The following is a 19338-nucleotide window of genomic DNA, read 5'->3' on the forward strand; positions in this document are numbered from 1 at the left end:
CCGGAACGGCGCATGTGCCGACGCGCATGCGACGCCGCAAGGCCATCACGTCGCCGCCGGCAACGCCTCGTAGGCCTGCCGCACCGCGGCCTCGCCGTAGCGCCGCTCCAGCCGGCGCACGATAAAGTGGCCGCGCGCCATCGCCTGGAAGTGGGCCATGAACACCGTGTTGAGCAGCGCACCGCTGGCCGCGCCGACCAGCGGCACCGCCTGCGCCGCCAGCTTCTCGCTGACCGTGATCGAGAACTTCGCCGCGATCCGCGACATCAGCGACACCAGCGCCGGTGCGCCCTTGCTGCCGATGCCGTGCGCGGCGATGTACTGCGCGGCGGCGCTGAGCTGCTGCGCCATCGCGGTACGCACCGCGAAATAACCCGACTCGCTGCCGTCGTCGCGCGCGCTGCGCCCGCCGTGCGCCAGCACTTCGAGACAGGCCAGGGTGGTGGCCGGATCGTCCAGCCGCTCGCCCTCGGCGCGGGCGATGTCGGCGATCGAACGCAGCATCAGCGTGGTGGTCAGCGGCAGTTCGACCAGCAACCCCGGCAGGCCGAAGAAACCGCCGGCGGCACCGGTCGCGGCCACCGCCACCCCATGCAGGCGCGGCCGCGCCGCGCCCGGCGCCTGGGCACGCAGGGTCAGCAGCGCCGAGCGCAAGGCGATGCGCAGCGCGCGATGGCTGATGGCGTCGATCCGCGAGGACAGCGCCTTCGGCAGACGCTTGCTGAGCAGATCCTCGATCGGCGCGCCGACCGTATTGGCGATCTTCGCCGCCAGGCCGGGATGTTCGAGCAGCGCGTGCGCCTGGGCCAGATCGCGGTGATCGGCGGCATCCATGGCGGGAACGGGGAGATTGGAGGTCATGGCCAGGAGTCGTGGCGTGGGAGCGCACAGCATGCACCGGCCACCGCCGCGATGCTGTCGAGGGCAGATGACGAAACCGGGAACGCGGCGCCCTAGCCCGCGATCTGCTCCAGCGTGCGGTTGCGGGTGCGCGGGCCGAAGATGCCGATGATCCCGGCCACCGCCAGCAGGCTGGCGACGATGAAGGCCAGCACGCCACGATTGCCGGCACGCTCCAGCAACAGCCCGATCAGCAGGCTGCTGCCGGCGGTGGACAGGCGGCTGAAGGAATAGCAGAAGCCCACCGCACGTGCGCGCAATGCGGTCGGGAACAGCTCGGCCTGGTAGCCGTGGTAGGCGAAGCTCATCCAGGCATTGCAGAACGTGATCGCCGCGCCGCAGGCGATGATCGCAAGCGGCTGGGTCTGCCAGGCGAACAGCGTGCCGAACAGCACCGCGCCGAGCGCCGACCACACCACCTGCCGCTTGTTCTCCCAGCGCTGGGCGACGCGCAGCAACAGCAGCGGCGCCAGCGGATAGGCCAGCGAGATCGCGAACGCATAGCCCAGCCCATGCACGCTGTCCGCGCCTTGCGCCGACAACAGCGCCGGCAGCCAGTTGCCGAAGCCGAAGAAGCCGATCGCCTGGAACACATGGAACGCCACCAGCATCACCACGCGGCGCCGGTAGGGCGCTTTCCACAGCGCGGCGAAACGCCCCTGCGTCGCGGTGGAGACGCCCTGCGGTTCGGGCTGCGGCGTGTCCAGCGCGCGCCCCAGATCGGCACTACAGCGCGCTTCCAGATCGCGCAGCACCGCGTCGGCCTCGGCGTGTCGGCCCTGTGCCGCCAACCAGCGCGCCGATTCCGGCAGGCGCCGGCGCAGCCACCAGATCGCCACCGCGAACGTGCCGCTGAGCAGTACCACCCAGCGCCAGCCGCTGACCCCGAGCGGCGCATGCGGCACCAGCGCCCACGCGCTCACCGCCACCGCCGGCACCGCCAGGAACTGCACGAAGAACGCGAACGCGAAGGCCGCTCCGCGCATGTGCCTGGGCATCAGCTCGGACAGATAGGTATCGATGGTGACCAGCTCGATGCCCAGGCCGATGCCGACCACGAAACGCCACCCGATCACGCCCAGCGCCGTGCTCTGCAGGCCCATCGCCACGGTCGCGGCGGTGTACCAGAGCAGGGCGAAGGCGAACACCGGACGGCGCCCGAAGCGATCGGCGAACGGACTGAGCAGGCTGGCGCCGAGGAACAGGCCCAGGAACGTGGCCGAAGCGAACGCGGCCTGGTCGGCGATGCCGAACGCGCCCGCCGCACCGGTGGCGAAGATGCCGTCGCGCAGCAGGCCCGGGCTGATGTAGGCGGTCTGGAACAGGTCGTACAGTTCGAAGAAGCCGCCCAGCGCCAGCAGCGCGACCAGACGCCACAGCGTGGCCGTCGCCGGCAGGCGATCGATGCGCGCCGCCACCAGCGCGACGGAATCGGAACGAGCGGCGGCAGGATCGAGCATGGGCATGCACCGGCGAAAAGGGTCGCCGACAGCCTCGACCGTCGGCGCTGGCGCATGCTGCCCGATTGCCCTGCGTATCCGCTACCGCAAGCGACCATGATGGCCGGCGCAGTCCGGCTCGCGTTCAGCGGGACGTCGGCTTCGGCCGGCGCGTAGCGCCAGCCGACTACCGCAGGAACAGCACGTTCAGATCCTGCTTCGGCACGAAATCCTTCTGCACGAATTCGAAGGTCAGCGGATCGGTCCGCTTCAGCGCGCCGTCGAAGCACAGGCTGAGCATGTCGCTCGGCGCGCGCTTCTTCAAGGTCAGGTGGAAGTCCTGGATCGGCCCCTTCCAGTTGTTGCCGGTCAGCAGGATGTAGCGCAGGTTGCTCCACTGCAGGCCGTGCTCGCCCTCGCGGCGGCGTGCGCTCTGCTGCGCGCCGGCGTCCATGCAGGTGTCCCTGGCGTAGTCGCGGATCAGCTCGCTGGCCGGCTGCGGCACGCCGGTCGCCAGGCTCGGCGCATAGCTGTGGCGGATCGACACCGCCTTGCCCGCGGCAAAAGGCTGCTGCCAGGTGAAATACTCGCTGAGCGTGAAAAGCGGCTGCCCATCCGGGTCGAACCAGCCCTTGGGCAGCGGCTTGCGGCCCTTCGGCGTCTCGCCGGATTCGACGTAGCTGGCCAGGTCGTCGCTGCTCCAGCCGCTGGCGGCCCACTGCCGCGAGACGTCGGCACCATTCTCCAGCTGCGCCACCAGCTTGCGCTCGGTGCGGACCGGCTTGCCGTCCACCCACAGCTTGAACTCGGTCAGTTCGCTGTGGTCGGCCATGCCGAAGTACATCGGCGGCATCGGGAACGCAATCGGCACCACCAGATCGCGCGTACTGGTGTTGGTGAACACGTAGTCCACCCGCACCAGATCCTCGCTGATGAACAAGGCCTCCTTGCTCATGCGGATATCCGGCTGCTGGATCAGCTGGATGGTGCCATTGGCATCGCCGAAGCTGGTGTCGTTGGCATGGGCGGTGGCCGCGAACAGCGGCGCCAGGGCGAACAGGGTGCGGACCAGCAGACGTCTTGAGGTCATGGGCGAGGCAAGTGGGGAGAGGGGCGGGCGTATCGGCTTGAACGTTGCCGAGCGCGCATCTTAGGCGTTCGCGTGGCCCGCGCCGAATGCGCCAGGGCCGACCGGCTCGGGCACCTGATCGACTGGACCAGGGCGGGCCCCGTGCGGCGGGCTGGCGGGCGACCCGCGCATCCCTGCGCCAGCGCCGCCGGCACCGATCACATCGGCATGCCGCGCGCCTGATTCTGTGCCGGCTCCTGCGCCTGCAAACGCTGCACGTCGGCGTTCAACGTTTCCAGTTGACGCGAACTCTGCTCGACCGACTGGTTCACGGCCTGCGCCTGATCGACGTAGACACGGCGATGCGCAGGATCCTGCAATCCGCCCTCCACGGCGATGAAACCGCCGTTGTTGCTCGGCACCACGTGGTCCACCTTCTGCAGGCCGCTGACCTTGGCCTCGACCACGATCTGGCCGGCCGCGCGCTCCAGCGCCTCGCGCCCCTGGAATGCGCCGCGATCCCCAAGCGCCTCCAGCTTGCCGACCACGGCGGCGTACATCGCGTGCTCCGGATGCCCGGGATCGGCCATGCTGACCGCTGCCGCTGCTGTCGTGGGAGCGGTGGACGGCGGCGCTGACGGCGGCGGCGGCGCAGCCGCGGCGGGTTGCGGGGTTGCGGAAGACGGCGACGGCGATTGGGGAATCTGCTGCAACAACGCGCCGAGTTCCAGCGATTGCAACGTCTCCCTGTCGGCGACCCCGGTAGATGGCAAACCCGCGCCTTCCTGGTAGTGCTTGAGCGCGCGTTGCGTGCCGGATCCGAAATCGCCATCGACTCCGACCTGCTCGCCGTTGTCCCGCAGCGCCTGCTGCAAGGCGCGCACCGCATCGCCTTTCTCGCCGTGCTCCAGGCGGCCGTCGCGCAATGCGCCATCGGGCATCTGCCGGATATGCTGGCCGACGCCGAGCGTCGCCAGCATCGCCGCGTCGGCCGTCGCGGTAACCGGCATGCCGTGGGCCTGCTGATACTCGCGCACGCAGCGTTCGGTGTTCGGCCCGAACTTGCCGTCCGGCGTCCCCACGGTATAGCCCTGTGCCGCCAGCGCTTCCTGCAGCTGGCGCACGCCCTCGCCCTTCTCGCCCGGCGCGAGTTGCCCATCCTGCAATGCACCGCGGATCAGCACGCTGCGCTCGCGCGCCGGATCCAGTCCCATGCCGGCATCCAGCCGATCCTGGTTGATGGCGATGTCGTTGTAGTAGTCGGCGTTGCTGGTGCCGTTGGAGTCTGCGACCGAACTGCCCTGCACCACCTGCGCCGCGCCGCCGGCACCGGAGATATGTCGCGCCTTCAAGATGCCGGCGATATGTTCGGGCGTATCGCCCTCGTGCAGCACGCCGGTGCGCATGGCCTGCTGGTAGGCCGCATCGCTGATGGTCTTGAAAGCGCCGTCCTGCACATCGGCCGAGGCCTTGTATTGCTCGAGGCTCAGGCCGTTGTTCCAGTTTTCCGGGTTGTTCAGAAACCGGGTCATGCCACCGGACACGGCCCAGTCCCACTCGCGCGTATAGCCGGAATCCTTCAGCGCCTGCCGATAGCGGTCCTGATCGACCAGGCCGGCATCGGCCAGCCACCCGGCGCCGGCCTGATAGCGGCCCACATAGCCCTGGTCATTGGTGATCGCCAGATCGCCGCCGTTGCTCTCGGTATAGACCGTCGATGCCACCAACCGCCGGGTCATGCTGTCGTCGAGGCCGGCGATGTTGCCTTGCGTCCACGCACGTGCGGTCGCGACCGAATTTTCGCTGCGCTTGTCGTCCATTTCGCTGCTCCTTGCAATGATCGGCCCAAAGGCCGATGTCGGGTAATGTCGCCCCCGGGATCAGTCCTCGCGCTCCGATCGCCTCAGCGACCGCACTGCGCCAGCGTGACATGGGCGCCGCCGCGCCTGAATTCGAAATCGGTATAGCCCGGTCCGTTGTTGCCGCCATCGACCGTCGAGGCGGTGACCGCCAGCGGCCGCTCGGCGCCCTCCAGCGCCACCCAATACTCCATGGCGGCCGGCGCAGGCGAAGGGATGCTGTCGCAGACGCCATCGCGACGCACCACCCGGTCGCCGGCACGCAATTGCGCGCGCAAGACCTTGGCGTAGTCGGTGCTCGGATAGAACTTGCGCACCACCAGCAGCAACGCCGTCGCCGCATCGCCGGCGAAGGTCACGCTGGCCTCGCCTTCGTTGCCCGTGCGCGTTCCGGCATCCGCTCCCACCTTGCCGTCCGGCAGCGGCGTTTCGCCGAATCCGGCCAGGGTGGTCTTGCCGCGGACCGCCACCGGGTAGATCCGTACCCCGTCTGCCGGCGCCAGTTCGCCCAGACCGGGAATCGCCTTCACCTGCGCCCAGGAAGGCGGCTGCGCGGCAGCAAGGACCGTCAGCGCCGCGCGCAGCGAGGATGCCGGGGCAGGCGTGGCGTCGCCCGACGCAGGCGCCACCGCTGCGCTTGCCGGCGCTGCGGGCTTCGGGTCGGCGATGGCGGTGGCAGGCGCAGCCGCGGCAGATGCCGCCGCGGAGCCGTGTTCGGGCTGGCAAGCGGCCAGCAGCGCGGTGGCCAACACGAATGGCAAGAGCTTGGAAGTCATGGCACTCCAGGGACTCGTCCAGTGAGAGCGCGCGAACCGATCCATGGTTCTGGGCAGATCGATGTCGCGAGATGAGGAAGCGGTCGGAGTATAGCCCCGACATGCCGTGCGATCCGTGCTGCCCATCTCTGCGGCCTTGCCATTTCAGGTTTTTCCGGGCATCGCATTGCGGGTCGACACTGCCAGGATCGCTGCGTGCCGCGTATTCTTAGCAAAACATTAACTGCAGGCTTGTAAAGCTGTCTTCGCAAATGGAACGATGCAAGGGGAAGGACGCATGGGAACCAGGGAAAACAAGCGCCGCTGGCTGTTGTGGGTCGTGTTGCTGGGCGCTGCGGCCGCCAGTGCCCAGGCCGGTGCGCAGCAGCAGGGACAACAACAGCTGCTGCAGCAACAGCAGATGCAACAGCAGCAGCAGCTGATGCAGCAGCAACTGCAACAACTTCAGCAGTTGCAACAGCAGCAACCTCCGCCGCAGGAAAACTCGGGCGCACCCAGGGGCTTGTCGGCCACCTACCTGAGCTGCCGCAAGCAGGCGCGCGGCGGGGTCGATCAGGAGCGCTGCATCGAGCGCGAGCAGACCTTGCAGGAGGATCGCCTGGAGCGAGTCTACGACCGGCTGCGCTACGAGCTCGACGGCAATGCGCGCTCGCGTTTGATGGACGCGCAGTACGCCTGGGAGCAATCCAATGCTCAGGCCAAGGATCTGGACAATTCGCTCTACGGCGGCACCCAGGCGGAAAGCCTGCAGCGCGCCGAAGCGGCGCTGTGGCGGCTCTGCGCGCGCGCCGACGAGTTGGAGAAATATCTGGGCGCGGCACGCTGAACTGGCCCACGCGTGACAGCAGGTCGAACGTCGCGCGGCGACGTCGCGCCTGCAAGGTGGCGCGACGTGCCGCCGGATCCTGTAGCAGCGGCTTCAGCCGCGACAGGACCCGACGGCATGTGCTTCACCGTGTTTCCTGTCGCGGCTGAAGCCGCTCCTACAGGCGTCCTTCCACCGTCCAGGCGGCAGCGGCGCATCTCATCGATCCGTAAACCGGGAACGACCGCATGCAGGCATACGACATCGCCTTGGACGATTGGCGCAGCGGCCCACCGACGCGCGACAGCGATGGCTGGTGCTTCGGCCTGCCGCCCGGGATTCGCCCGGCGCAGTGGCCGCTGGATCCGCACAGCGGCTATCCGATGCTGCACGGCTTCACTCTGCGGCTACCGGCGGACTATCGCGTGCATGGTGCCGACGTGGTGGCGCTGTCGTTCTTCGCCACTTCGCTGGATCACAACGACGGCGGGCCGATCGGCGGGCCGGACGGCATGGAAGACGTGGTCGATGCGCCAAGCCCGTTGCCGCCGGACGACGCGGCGCTGCTGCCCTTCTGGGAACGCGCGCGGCAGGCGCATCCGCGGCTGTCGCGGATGCGCGACATCCTGGGCTGCGCCTACGCGGTGATCCTGCTGAGCCAGGACGAAGCCGATGGCCCGCCTTGCCCACCGCCACCGTTGGTGGACAGTCCGCTGCAGCACGTGTTGGCCGTGCCGCAGTGGTTCGGCGCCGGGGCGGCGGCCGGCTTCGCTGCGTGGGAGCGGCGGGAGATGCCGCTGCCGGAAGCGCGCGACCCGCACACCGTCCATCGCCCGTTCAAGCTGAGCGCGCGCGCCAACGATCCCAACGCCGGCAAGCCGCCGCGGGAATACTTCGGCGATACGCCCGGCGATGGCGACTACCAGCCGTTCCACTACTGGCTGGACGGCGAGATCGCGACGGAGAACTACCGCGAACACGACTGGGCCGCCGGCCACGCCGCCAACCACCTCGGCGGCACCATGCGCCCGGTGCAGAACGTGCCGGAATTCAGCCCGTACTACATCGGGTTCGAAGAAGAATTCGGCGGCTACAACTTCGGCGGCGGCAATGCGCAACTGGACTTCAAGGACATGCAATTCGACTGGGCCTGCGGCTGAGGTCGGCAACACGGGTAAACGTCACCCGCGGGCGGCTCAACCGGCGAAATAGCCGGCGCCGTCCAAGTCTTGCAGCAGGCCCGGGCCGGTCGGCTGCCAGCCCAGCCGTTCGCGCGTCCATGCGCTGGAGGCGGGGACGTCCTGGCTGGCGAACCGTGCCATCCAGCCGAACTGCGCCGGCGCTGCCTCGGCCGGTACCGCGCGCACCGGCAACTGCAGGTGCCGGCCGATGGCCGCAGCGATCTCGCCGAACGCCACGCCCTCCTCGGCATTGCCGTGATAGCACGCACCGGCCTGCCCGCGCTCCAGCGCCAGCCGGTACAGCCGCGCCGCATCCGTGCGCTGCACCGCCGGCCAGCGATTGGTGCCGTCACCCACGTAGGCGGACACGCCCGTGTCGCGGGCGATGCCGATCAGCATGGGCACGAAACCGTGGTCGCCTTCGCCATGCACCGACGGCGGCAGCCGCAACACCATCGCCCGCACCCGCTGCGGCAGCAACGCCAGCGCCGCGGTCTCGGAAATTGCGCGCGGCGGCGCATTCGCCGGATCGGCGCGCACGGCCTCGATGCCGAGGCGGCCTTGCGGCAACACCGCCGTGCCCGAGGTCACCAGCAGCGGGCGGTCGCTGCCGGCCAGCCCCGCACCCAACGCGGCGATCGCGCGCCCATCGGCCTGGCAGTTGTCCAGGTAATGGGCGAAGTCGTGGATGAAGGCGGTATGGATCACGCCATCGGCCGCTGCCGCGCCGCGACGCAGGCTGTCGGCGTCATCCAGCGCGCCGCGGTGCACCTGCGCACCGGCCGCCTGCAGCGCCGCAGCCGACGCGTCGGAACGGGCCAGGCCGGTGACCCGATGCCCGGCATCCAACAGCTCGCGCACCACGGCCGAGCCGACGAAGCCGGTGGCGCCAGTCACGAACACATGCATGGCAATCTCCTTGAGGATGGAATGCGGTGCATCCTGTCGCAGACCGCCGCGGCACTGCAGCCGAGGCGCGATACCGGTATGGCCACTAACAGGCAGGACAGCGGCGTGAGCGAGCACAATCCACTCGGCAACTACCTGCGCGAAAGGCGCGCGCGCCTTGACCCGGCCGCGTTCGGCCTGCCCGCCGCGCGCCGGCGCACGCCCGGCCTGCGCCGCGAGGAAGTGGCGCAGCGCGCCCACGTCAGCGCCACCTGGTACACCTGGCTGGAACAGGGCCGCGGCGGCGCGCCTTCGGCCGATGCGCTGCAACGCATCGCGGCCGCGCTGGATCTCAACGAAGACGAGCGCGAGCACCTGTTCCTGCTGGCGCAGCAGCGCCCGCCGCGCACGCACGGGCCGGTGCCGGCGCAGGTCACCCCGCGATTGCGGCGCGTGCTCGACGCGTTGCCGCTGAGTCCGGCCTACGTCAAGACCGCCGCCTGGGACGTGCTGGCCTGGAACCGCGCCGCCAGCGCGGTGCTCACCGACTACGGCCAGCTGCCGCCGGCCGAGCGCAACATCCTGCGCCTGGTGTTCTGCCGGCCCGTTGCGGCGCAGACCATGCCCGACTGGGAACGGGTCGCGCGCTTCGCCGTGGCCACCTTCCGCGCCGAGACCGCGCGCGCCGGTGCCGCCGTCGCCCAACGCGCCGAACAGCTGGTGGCCGAACTCGGCCAGGCCAGCCCGCGCTTCCGCGAACTCTGGAACGAGCGCGACGTGCGCAGCCATGGCGAAGGCAGCAAGACCATCCACAAGCCCGGCCGCGAACCGATCTGCCTGGAATACTCCGCCTTCGCCGTCGATGGCCAGCCCGACCTCGGCCTGGTGGTGTACACCGCGTCCACCACGCAGGACGCCGCGCGCATCGCCGCGTTGCTGGAAGGCATGCAAGACGCGGACGGTTAGATCGGCCTGGCGGCGGATGCGCTGCGTGTGTCGGCTGTAGCGGCTGGTGCAGCGCAGACGATCGCGCAACGCCGGCGACGCATCGATTTCGGCGTAGCGGGAAGACACGGGCAAGGCGGCGCATCGAATGGTCACCGCGAGCTGAACTGCTTCCTGGCTTTCGTGTTGACAACAACAGACAGCCACCCAATAATAGAACCGTACAGTTTGGTTTTTATACAAAGCTGTTCGAGATAGCGTTCCGAGCAGGCAACGACGACAGGGCTGACCCGTCGCCGCCGCGTAGCAACAATGCTGCATCGTGCCGTTCGTTCCCCCCCAATGTTATTGCCACCCCGCCAGGCCTCTCCCCATGAAGCCGCACCATCCCACGCCTTCCGCTTCCTCGCCCGCCTTGCGTCCGGGCGAGCAGGCGCTGTTCGATCTTCCGGAGATCCCGTCGGCGCGCGTGCGCCCGGCAGCCGGCTGGATGAGCCGGCGCCTGCACACGATCGCGGCGCTGCTGTCGCGCAGTGGCTCGGGCCGCTGCGGCCGGCGCGACTGAACGCGCATGCGCCGGTAGCGCGGCGCATGCGCCCGCACACGCGAGCGACGCCGCATCGGCAGTGCGGGCCAGTGCCGGCAGTGCGGTGCGCATCGGAGCGCTGCAGCGCGCAGCGCCATTCGACGCGATGATGCGATCGCTGCGGCAATCCGCTGCGGCGATGTCGGAACGTCCGGCGCCGAGCGCCGGGAAGACGCTGCACCCACCCTGGAGCGATATCCATGAACAAGATCATCTTGGCCGGCGCGTTGCTGGCGAGCCTTTCCCTGCCGATGCTGGCCCAGGCCTCCAGCTTCGCCGGCACCTCCGCCGGCGCGTCCTCGGCCGGCAGCAGCAGCTCCGGCGACGACAAAGTGGTGCTGCAGGCGCGCGACGATGCCGCGAGCTTCGTCGCCAGCGACGGCCGCATCCGCGGCGCGCAACTGGAATCGGCGCTGCGCTCGCTGCGCGAACGCGACCCGGGCGCGCGCCAGGCCAGCGACCTGCAACTGGCCCAGGCCATCCTCGCGCGCTGACACCTGGCCGGCGACCGCCGTCACCCGGCGGCGGCCCCTTCCGGCATCCCGGCCGCCATTCGGCCATGGCTACCCGCCAGCCACGCTGCATTCGCTGATCGCCCAAGGTCTCGAGGCGGCCGGCCGCCTGTGCGGACGGCCGGCATCACGGCGTCACCGTACCGGTGCGCGTAGCGTCAACGCCGGATCGCACGCAGTGCGTTACCCGCACATGGAGAATCGAATGAACAAGATGCTTGGAGTTGTGATCGCTTGCGCCCTGGCCGCCGGCCTTCCCGCCGTTGCAGGCGCGGACCAGGTCCCGCCCCAGGACCGTCACGACGACGACCGGCGTCATGACGACCCGCCGCGGCCTGGCCAACTCGCCCCCGCCCGCCACGACGAAGCCCGGCACGACAACCGCCGCGACGATCGGCCCGGCGACCACCGCGACGACCACCGCAGGGACGACCGCCCGGACGACAGGCGCTATGGCCGCTGGGATCCCAAGTGGGGCCCGCGTCCGGGCAACCCGCCCGCGCACCGCGCGCGGCACGACGATTGGTATCGCCACGTGCGCGCCTGCCAGCAGCGCTACCGCAGCTACGACGCGCGCACCGACACCTTCGTCCACCGCGGCCGCCGCCTGCGCTGCTCGCTGTAGGCGGCAAGCGCCTGCCCGCGTTCTGCGCAAGCCGCGCAGAAGGCGGAGCAGGCTTCTCGATGCCGGGTGAGCGCGAAGCGCGCGAGCCTGGACGAATACCGAAGTGCAGCAGCGCAATCTTCTACGGGATCAGCGGCCTCGCCCGGCGAGCGGCTCGGACCAGTGGCTGCATCAGCCCGGACACGCTCACTGCTGCCCAGCGCAGTCCGCGTTCTGCGCGTCGCACAGTTCCGCGGCGCGGCGGATCTGCGCATCGCTCAACGGCGGTGGGCGGGCGACCGCCGCCTGGATCTGGTCCGGTGCGCCGGTGAGGGTGTGCAGGCCCTTGGCGACCTTGCCGGCAACGTAATAGACGCCGAGCGCGATGTAGCCGCCGCCCTGGCTGACCTGTTCCACCGAGGGCGGTGGCCGCCAATCCTTGTCGAAGCGGTTGGGTTGGGCGCTGACCGGGTTCTTGAAGCGGTACAGGTCCAGCGGCTGCTCCACGTCCGGCGGCAACGCGCGCACTTCGTCGAGGGTCTGGATGTCCTGTTGCGGCGGGCTGGGCGCGGCGGGCGCGGGCTCGGCCTGCTGGGCATGCGCCTGCGCGGCCGCGCCAAGCAGCGCGGCGGCAACGACGAAACGCGCGGCATTGCACATCGGGGTCGGTCCTTTTCCATGCATCGCCATGGCAGGTGCCGAGCTTACGGTCGGCGGCTGAACGTCACCACCGCGGCGGCATGACCAGCGCACGCCGCTCTGGCAACGCTCGCTTCTGCCAGGCCCTCAGGCCGTCTGCAACGGCTGCAGGCACAACCAGATGGCGCACCAGTGCGACAGCGCGCCGCCCAGCACGTGCGCGTGCCAGATGGCGCGGTTGTAGACCATGGACTTGCGCACGTAGAAGCCCACGCCCACCGTGTAGAACATGCCGCCGGCGGCGATGAACCACAGCACGGCGCTGTCCAGGCTGGCCATCAGCGGCTTGATCGCGACGATGCCGGCCCAGCCCAGCAGCAGGTAGATCGCCACCCAGAAGCCCTTGCTGATGCCGGGCAGGAACAGTTTGGCGAACACGCCGAACAGCGCCACACCCCACACCGCCAGGGTCATCGACCAGACCCAGGCGCCGGACAGCGCCAACACGAACAGCGGCGTGTAGGAGCCGGCGATCATCACGAAGATGCCGGCGTGGTCGAGCTTGCGCAGGATCGGCTGGCGCTGCGGCGGGGCGAAGTTGTAGGCCGCCGAGCAGGCGAACATCACCAGCATCCCCAGCGCGTAGACGCAGGTGGCCAGCAGCAGCGCGTGGTTGGCGTGGGGGCGCCAGACCAGCATGGCGCCGCCGACGATGGACAGCAGCAGGCCGGCGGCGTGCACGATCAGGTCGGCGCGGCGGGCACCGGCGGTTTTGTAGTGTGCGGCGGGAGCGAGAGCGGGCACGGACAAGGCGAGTCTTCGACGCGTCGGGGGACGGCGCCGCTGCGCGAGGGGGGAGCACAGGATACGCGCTGGCCGCGACGATCAGGTCAGCGTTGTCGGCCCGCGCGCGCCGTCGCCGGCCGGCATCGCGACGGCGGCGACGCACCTGCGCGGTCTACGCCGCGATGCGCTCGATCTTCCGGGCCTGCGCGCCCAGCGCGCGCCGCGCCTGTTCCAGGTCGTAGTCGGCCTGCAGGCCGAGCCAGAAGCGCTCGCTGGTGCCGAGCGCGGCGGCCAGCCGGATCGCGCTGTCGGCGCTGACGCTGCGCTTGCCGAGCACGATTTCGTTGATGCGGCGCGGCGGCACGCCGGCGGCACGCGCCAGTGCGTTCTGGCTGATGCCCAGCGGGATCAGGAATTCCTCCAGCAGGACTTCGCCGGGGTGGATGTTGGGCAGGGTCTTCATGACGGCTCGATGGGTCAGTGGTAGTCGACGATTTCCACGTCCAGCGCATCGCCGTCCTTCCATTGGAAGCACACGCGCCATTGATCGTTGATCCGGATGCTGTATTGGCCCTTGCGGTTCCCCTTCAACGCTTCCAGGCGATAGCCGGCGGAACACGCAAGTCGTCCAGCGTGGCCGCGCTGTTGAGCATACGCAGCTTGCGCCGAGCCACGGCCTGGATATCGGCCGGCAATCGCCGGGAAGGCGTGCCCTGCCAGATCTTATCGGCTTCCTTGTCGACGAAGTTCCGGATCACGCAGCAACCATAACGCCATCCGCTATATAACGCAATCCGTTATAGGGGTCACGGGCATGTTCCACCGCGCTGACTGAATCCGCTCAGCCAGCTGCCCTCGCCCGGTCGGCCGCTGTCTCATACCCTGAGACGCGTTTCCGCTTCCCTGTCCCGCTTTGAGAGCCGTCCCGATGCCCGCCCACGCCCTAGCCCGCCGCACCGAGGACGCCGAGCGCGCCCTGTCCACCACCGGCGGCGAGCCTTCGCGCGATGGCGCGCTGCTGACCGAGCGGCTGGAGCGGCGCTACCACGACCGCATCACCGGCAGCTTCATGATCCCCGGCCGCGCGGGCCGTTATGCGCCGATCCCGGACGACGTGCCGGCGGCGCTGGTCGCGGCGCTGAAGGCGCGGGGCATCGAGCAGTTGTACAGCCATCAGGCCGAGGCCTGGGACGCGGCGCAGCGCGGCGAGCACGTGGCCATCGTCACGCCCACCGCCTCGGGCAAGTCGCTGTGCTACACGCTGCCGGTGGTGGCCGCGGCGATGACCGCGCAGGCCAAGGCGCTGTACCTGTTCCCGACCAAGGCGCTGGCGCAGGACCAGGTGGCCGAGCTGCTGGAACTCAACCGCGCCGGCGAGCTGGGAGTGAAGGCCTTCACCTTCGACGGCGACACCCCGGGCGATGCGCGGCAGGCGATCCGCCTGCACGGCGACATCGTGGTCAGCAACCCGGACATGCTGCATCAGGCGATCCTGCCGCATCACACCAAGTGGGCGCAGTTCTTCGAGAACCTGCGCTACGTGGTGATCGACGAGATCCATACCTACCGTGGCGTGTTCGGCAGCCATGTCACCAACGTGCTGCGCCGGCTCAAGCGCATCTGCGCGTTCTACGGGGTGAATCCGCAATTCATCCTGTGCTCGGCCACCATCGGCAATCCGCGCGCGCACGCCGAAGCGCTGATCGAGCAGCGCGTGCATGCGATCACCGAGTCCGGCGCGCCGTCCGGCGACAAGCACGTGTTGCTGTGGAATCCGCCGGTGGTCAACGCCGACCTGGGCCTGCGCGCGTCGGCGCGCTCGCAGAGCAACCGCATCGCGCGCATCGCGATCAAGTCCGGGCTCAAAACGCTGGTGTTCGCGCAGACCCGGCTGATGGTGGAGGTGCTGACCAAGTACCTGAAGGACATCTTCGACCACGACCCGCGCAAGCCGCCGCGCATCCGCGCCTACCGCGGCGGCTACCTGCCGACCGAGCGCCGCGAGGCCGAGCGCGCGATGCGCGCCGGCAGCATCGACGGCATCGTCTCCACCTCGGCGCTGGAGCTGGGCGTGGACATCGGCTCGCTGGACGTGGTGGTGCTCAACGGCTACCCCGGCAGCGTGGCCGCGACCTGGCAGCGCTTCGGCCGCGCCGGGCGCCGCCAGCAGCCGTCGCTGGGCGTGCTGGTGGCCAGCTCGCAGCCGCTGGACCAGTACGTGGTGCGGCATCCGGACTTCTTCGCCGATGCCTCGCCCGAACACGCGCGCATTGCCCCGGACCAGCCGCTGATCCTGTTCGACCACATCCGCTGCGCCGCGTTTGAGCTGACCTTCGTCGCCGGCGAGGCGTTCGGCCCGGTCGATCCGGCGGTGTTCCTGGAAGCGCTGGCCGAAAGCGAGGTGGTGCACCAGGAAGGCGACCGCTGGGAGTGGATCGCCGATAGCTATCCGGCCAACGCGGTGAGCCTGCGCTCGGTGGCCGACGGCAATTTCGTGGTGGTGGACAAGACCGACGGCAAGCAGCAGATCATCGCCGAGGTGGATTATTCCGCCGCCGCGCTCACCCTGTACGAAGGCGCGATCCACATGGTGCAGAGCACGCCGTACCAGGTGGAGAAGCTGGACTGGGAAGGGCGCAAGGCCTACGTCACCAGTACCCACGTGGACTACTACACCGACAGCATCGACTTCACCAAACTCAAGGTGCTGGACCGCTTCGACGGCGGCGCGGCCGGGCGCGGCGACAGCCACCACGGCGAGGTGCACGTGGTGCGGCGCGTGGCCGGCTACAAGAAGATCCGCTACTACACCCACGAGAACATCGGCTACGGCCCGGTCACCCTGCCCGACCAGGAGCTGCATACCACCGCGGTGTGGTGGCAGCTGCCGCAGGCCACGCTGCTGAAGGCGTTCGCGGCCAAGCAGGACGCGCTGGACGGCTTCCTCGGCGCGGCCTACGCGCTGCACGTGGTGGCGACGGTGGCGGTGATGGCCGATGCGCGCGACCTGCAGAAAGCGGTGGGCGACGGCGACGGCGCCTGGTTCGCGATGGCCGACGCCAAGGGCCACGGCCAGCTGCGCGGCGGCGACAACGGCGAACCGGTCGGCGTGGAGCTGCAGCAGTTCGTCCCCACCGTGTACCTGTACGACAACTTCCCCGGCGGCGTGGGCCTGAGCGAACCGCTGTGGCAGCGCCAGGCCGAGCTGGTGCAGCGCGCGCGCGAACTGGTGCAGCGCTGCGACTGCGTGGCCGGCTGCCCGGCCTGCGTCGGCCCGGTGCTGGCCGCGCAGGAGGACAGCGCGACCACGCCGAAGGCGCTGGCGCAGCAGGTGCTGCGCCTGTTGCTGGAAGGTGGCGCAGCACTGGACGAGGAAACCACCGCGATCGACAGCGAGCTGGATGCGCTGCCGGAGTGGAGCGCATGAGGATCGGTCACGCGTGCTTGCGCATGACGTGCGCGTTTCTGCAGCATGCGATGCTGGACGTCGCATCGACCACGATCGACACAGATTCCGACGCGTTGCCGGAGTGGAGTGCATGAGTAACACCCTCAAGCACCTGTACGCGCTGCGCTTGCTGGGCAACAGATCGACCGCGATCCACATCGATCCCGACGCGTTGCCGGAACGGAGCGCATGAGCATCAAGCCAGAACGCCTGCGCGCATTGCGCTTGCCGCCGGGAAGCGCGTTGCTGGGCAACGAATCGACCGCGGTCCGCACCGATCCCGGCGCGTTGCCGGAGCAGCGCGCATGAGCATCAGCCTCGAGCGCCTGCGCGCGCTGCGCAAACAGGCCGGCGATCCAAACGTGGATACGCCGCGTGCACCGGCACCGGGCGCGCGGCAGGCAGGCAATGCGGTGGCTGCAGGCGCTCCCGCGTCGGCGACCGCGCCTGCACGGGCGGCATCGCCCGCAGGCCGGGCCGCGTTGCTGCGCAAACCACCGCGCGACACCGATGCGGCGCCCCCTCCGCCTGCGCCGCGCACGCCGATGCCCGCGCGCGGTGGGGATACCGCCGTCGCCGTGGCGCCGCCGATCGCGATCGAACCATTCGACCGGCGCGGTGCCGACGTCGCCTCGCTGCGGCGCCTGCTCGGCATGCGCGAGCGCGCGGTGGCGCCGGCCGCGGCGCCGCGCAAGCCGCAGGCGGCCGACCGCCACCTGCCCGGCGTGGAGATCGCACCCGGCCTGCACCTGATCGAAGCGTTCCTGCCGCAACCGATCCCCGCCGCCGCGCTGTCGCTGGCCTTCGCCCGCCGCGAGGACGCGGTGCAGCCGTCGGACCTGCTGTTCTTCGACACCGAGACCACCGGCCTGGCCGGCGGCACCGGTACCCGCGCCTTCATGATCGGCGCGGCCGACTGGTACCTGCATCCCGTCGAAGGTCCCGGCCTGCGCATCCGCCAGCTGATGATGGCCACGATGGGCGCGGAAAAGGCCATGCTCGAAGCGTTCCGCGCCTGGCTGGCGCCGACCACGGTGCTGTCCAGCTACAACGGCCGCTGCTACGACGCGCCGCTGCTGAAGACCCGCTACCGGTTGGCGCGCTGCGCCGACCCGCTGTCGGCGCTGGACCACGTGGACCTGCTGCATCCCACCCGCCGCCGTTACCGCGGCACCTGGGAGAACTGCAAGCTGGCCACGATCGAACGCCAGTTGCTGCGCATCGTGCGCGAGGACGACCTGCCCGGCTCCGAAGCGCCGGCGGCATGGCTGAGCTACCTGCGCGGCGGCAGCGCGCGCAACCTGCGCCGCGTCGCCGCGCACAACCACCAGGACGTGGTGACACTGGCGCTGCTGCTGCAGCGCCTGGTCGACGCCGAAGCCGAAGAGCGCGAGGTCGTGCCGTTCGTGGAAGCGCCGTAGCACCGCGCTTGAGCCCCTCTCCCCCCGGGAGAGGGGTTGGGGTGAGGGTACGGCCCCAGGCGCAGTGCTGGATTGGATGCACGAGGCTGCGCCCGTACCCTCATCCGCCCCTGCGGGGCACCTTCTCCCGATGGGAGAAGGAACAGCTGCAGCGCTTTAGCCCCTCTCCCCCCGGGAGAGGGGTTGGGGTGAGGGTACGGCGCCAGGCGCGGTGCTCGATTGGATGCACGAGGCTGCGCCCGTACCCTCATCCGCCCCTGCGGGGCACCTTCTCCCGGTGGGAGAAGGAACAGCCATGATGCGTAGTAGCCCGGCCGCCTCAATGCCGATGGCTCTCGGCAACCGCCCTAGATCTCCCGCACTGCCGTCTCGATCCGCCACGCGGCGAACTCGCCTTCGAACTCGGCCAGGCTCAGCAGGCCCATGCACGCCTGCGCGCCCACCGGCAGCGCCGCGCCGCTGGCCAGCTTGCGCACCAGCAGGATCGCGGCCAGGCACGGAATCTCCGGGCCATGCAGAGTCGGCGCGGTCAGTTCCCAGCACACCGCGTGCGGGCGGCCATCGCGCAGTCCGCGCAGCTGCACCGACATGCCGCCCAGGTCGCTACCGAAGCGATCGAACCAGCGCCCGGCGCGCGCGAACACCGCCGCCAGCGGGCGCATCGGCAGCGGCACGCCGAGTCCGCGCAGGCGCGCGAGCGCGGCCAGGCAGCGCTGCAGGAACGGCAGTTCCAGCGCCGCGCGGAAGCGCACGTTGCGCACGCCGGGATAGCGCGCCACCAGCAGGTCGTGATCGGGCACGTCGCAGGGCGCGGCCAGACGCGGCGCGAGCCGCGCGAAGGTCACCGGCTGCGGTGCCGCCCAGCCCAGCGTGCGCTGCCAGCGCCCATCCCTCCACCAGTCGAAGGGCAGGCCGCAATACGACAGCACCGCGCGCACCGTGGCCATGCCCAACGGCGTGGCCTGCGCCGGCGCGATGACCAGGTCGATGTCGTGCAACTGCGAGAAGCGTGGGCGCAACGCATCGACCACCGCGCTGGACAGCGCCGGCAGCGTGCTGGCGCCGCTGATCGCGCTGCGCCCGGCCTGCCGCGCCAGCGCATCCAGCGCGGCGGGAAAGTCGCGCACGAACGCGCGGCCGTCGGCCAGGTCGATGTAGTGCATGCCAGCCCGCAGGCAGGCATGCGCGACCGCATAGTCCTGGCCCTGGAACGGCCCGGCGGTGTGCACGACGATGTCCGCGCCGGTGGCGGCCAGTTGCGCCGGGAAATCCGCCGCCGCCGTATCCAGGCGGCACACCGCGACGCCGCCCAGGTCCGCGCCGGCAAGATTGGCGGCGGCAGCGCCAGGATGGCGTCCGGCCGCGATCACCTGCAGCGTCGGCGTCGCCGCCAGCGCACGCACGATGCGCGCGCCGAAATGGCCGTAGCCGCCCAGCACCACCACCTTGCAAACGGCCATCGTCCTTGCCCCTCCTGTCG

Annotated in this window: 19 protein-coding genes and 1 pseudogene; 8 read left to right on the forward strand and 12 right to left on the reverse strand. The window is 70.0% G+C overall.

All coding sequences use genetic code 11. The annotated features are described in order from the left end of the window. Nucleotides 1–45: 45 nt before the first annotated feature. From HDC36_RS23000 to HDC36_RS23025, 6 genes are all read right to left on the reverse strand, one after another. Nucleotides 46–861 carry an EcsC family protein gene (locus HDC36_RS23000; protein ID WP_225210126.1) on the reverse strand — a complete coding sequence of 272 codons (816 nt, stop codon included), beginning with the start codon at nt 859–861 and terminating at the stop codon, nt 46–48. A 92-nt stretch (nt 862–953) separates the two neighbouring features. Continuing rightward, a complete protein-coding gene (locus HDC36_RS23005) occupies nt 954–2360 on the reverse strand; it encodes an MFS transporter (protein ID WP_179571168.1) in 1407 nt (468 codons plus the stop codon). Nucleotides 2361–2526: 166 nt separating this feature from the next. After that, the gene (locus HDC36_RS23010) at nt 2527–3429 is read right to left on the reverse strand and encodes a DUF4424 family protein (RefSeq protein ID WP_179571169.1); all 903 of its coding nucleotides are present in this window, start codon (nt 3427–3429) and stop codon (nt 2527–2529) included. Between the two features lie 197 nt (nt 3430–3626). After that, nucleotides 3627–5228, reverse strand: coding sequence for a peptidoglycan-binding protein (locus HDC36_RS23015; RefSeq protein ID WP_179571170.1), 1602 nt, complete (start codon nt 5226–5228; stop codon nt 3627–3629). 83 nt (nt 5229–5311) lie between these two features. After that, a complete protein-coding gene (locus tag HDC36_RS23020; protein ID WP_179571171.1) occupies nt 5312–6169 on the reverse strand; it encodes a hypothetical protein in 858 nt (285 codons plus the stop codon). An 82-nt stretch (nt 6170–6251) separates the two neighbouring features. After that, nucleotides 6252–6476 carry a hypothetical protein gene (locus HDC36_RS23025; protein ID WP_218848656.1) on the reverse strand — a complete coding sequence of 75 codons (225 nt, stop codon included), beginning with the start codon at nt 6474–6476 and terminating at the stop codon, nt 6252–6254. Here HDC36_RS23025 and HDC36_RS23610 point away from each other — a divergent pair. Together HDC36_RS23610 and HDC36_RS23035 are read left to right on the forward strand one after the other, a co-directional pair. Continuing rightward, the gene (locus tag HDC36_RS23610; RefSeq protein ID WP_255432880.1) at nt 6465–6869 is read left to right on the forward strand and encodes a lysozyme inhibitor LprI family protein; all 405 of its coding nucleotides are present in this window, start codon (nt 6465–6467) and stop codon (nt 6867–6869) included. The genes HDC36_RS23025 and HDC36_RS23610 overlap by 12 nt on opposite strands. Nucleotides 6870–7096: 227 nt before the next feature. Then, complete coding sequence (locus tag HDC36_RS23035) at nt 7097–8008, forward strand: hypothetical protein (RefSeq protein ID WP_179571173.1); 912 nt, start codon at nt 7097–7099, stop codon at nt 8006–8008. Between the two features lie 36 nt (nt 8009–8044). Here the strand turns inward: HDC36_RS23035 and HDC36_RS23040 are convergent, their stop codons facing one another. Further along, nucleotides 8045–8938, reverse strand: a complete 894-nt coding sequence (locus tag HDC36_RS23040) for an SDR family oxidoreductase (RefSeq protein WP_179571174.1) — start codon at nt 8936–8938, stop codon at nt 8045–8047. A gap of 105 nt (nt 8939–9043) precedes the next feature. On the opposite strand from HDC36_RS23040, the gene HDC36_RS23045 reads away from it, so the two are divergent. From HDC36_RS23045 to HDC36_RS23060, 4 genes are all read left to right on the forward strand, one after another. Beyond that, nucleotides 9044–9883: a helix-turn-helix transcriptional regulator gene (locus HDC36_RS23045; RefSeq protein WP_318241480.1), complete on the forward strand. Its 840-nt coding sequence runs from the start codon at nt 9044–9046 to the stop codon at nt 9881–9883. Between the two features lie 352 nt (nt 9884–10235). Then, nucleotides 10236–10427, forward strand: coding sequence for a hypothetical protein (locus HDC36_RS23050; protein WP_179571176.1), 192 nt, complete (start codon nt 10236–10238; stop codon nt 10425–10427). A gap of 221 nt (nt 10428–10648) precedes the next feature. Beyond that, nucleotides 10649–10942: a DUF2388 domain-containing protein gene (locus HDC36_RS23055; protein ID WP_179571177.1), complete on the forward strand. Its 294-nt coding sequence runs from the start codon at nt 10649–10651 to the stop codon at nt 10940–10942. A gap of 223 nt (nt 10943–11165) precedes the next feature. Then, nucleotides 11166–11585, forward strand: coding sequence for a BA14K family protein (locus HDC36_RS23060; protein ID WP_179571178.1), 420 nt, complete (start codon nt 11166–11168; stop codon nt 11583–11585). Between the two features lie 186 nt (nt 11586–11771). Here HDC36_RS23060 and HDC36_RS23065 read toward each other — a convergent pair whose 3' ends face one another. From HDC36_RS23065 to HDC36_RS23080, 4 genes and pseudogenes are all read right to left on the reverse strand, one after another. Beyond that, complete coding sequence (locus tag HDC36_RS23065) at nt 11772–12224, reverse strand: hypothetical protein (protein WP_179571179.1); 453 nt, start codon at nt 12222–12224, stop codon at nt 11772–11774. Nucleotides 12225–12350: 126 nt separating this feature from the next. After that, on the reverse strand, nt 12351–13013 hold the full coding sequence (locus tag HDC36_RS23070) for a hemolysin III family protein (protein WP_179571180.1): 663 nt from the start codon (nt 13011–13013) through the stop codon (nt 12351–12353). A gap of 148 nt (nt 13014–13161) precedes the next feature. Then, the gene (locus HDC36_RS23075; RefSeq protein WP_179571181.1) at nt 13162–13452 is read right to left on the reverse strand and encodes a HigA family addiction module antitoxin; all 291 of its coding nucleotides are present in this window, start codon (nt 13450–13452) and stop codon (nt 13162–13164) included. A gap of 14 nt (nt 13453–13466) precedes the next feature. After that, nucleotides 13467–13747, reverse strand: a pseudogene (locus HDC36_RS23080) (type II toxin-antitoxin system RelE/ParE family toxin). A 170-nt stretch (nt 13748–13917) separates the two neighbouring features. Between HDC36_RS23080 and HDC36_RS23085 the strand changes: the two are divergent. Both HDC36_RS23085 and HDC36_RS23090 read left to right on the forward strand, forming a co-directional pair. After that, the gene (locus HDC36_RS23085; protein ID WP_179571182.1) at nt 13918–16416 is read left to right on the forward strand and encodes a DEAD/DEAH box helicase; all 2499 of its coding nucleotides are present in this window, start codon (nt 13918–13920) and stop codon (nt 16414–16416) included. Between the two features lie 326 nt (nt 16417–16742). Continuing rightward, nucleotides 16743–17858: a ribonuclease H-like domain-containing protein gene (locus HDC36_RS23090; protein WP_343204373.1), complete on the forward strand. Its 1116-nt coding sequence runs from the start codon at nt 16743–16745 to the stop codon at nt 17856–17858. A 347-nt stretch (nt 17859–18205) separates the two neighbouring features. Here the strand turns inward: HDC36_RS23090 and HDC36_RS23095 are convergent, their stop codons facing one another. After that, entirely contained in the window at nt 18206–19318 is a 1113-nt protein-coding gene (locus tag HDC36_RS23095; protein WP_179571183.1) for a saccharopine dehydrogenase NADP-binding domain-containing protein, read from the reverse strand. Nucleotides 19319–19338: the final 20 nt, after the last annotated feature.

Origin of the sequence: Xanthomonas sp. JAI131, assembly GCF_013410075.1 — a bacterium.
GTDB classification, from domain to species: domain Bacteria; phylum Pseudomonadota; class Gammaproteobacteria; order Xanthomonadales; family Xanthomonadaceae; genus Xanthomonas_A; species Xanthomonas_A bonasiae.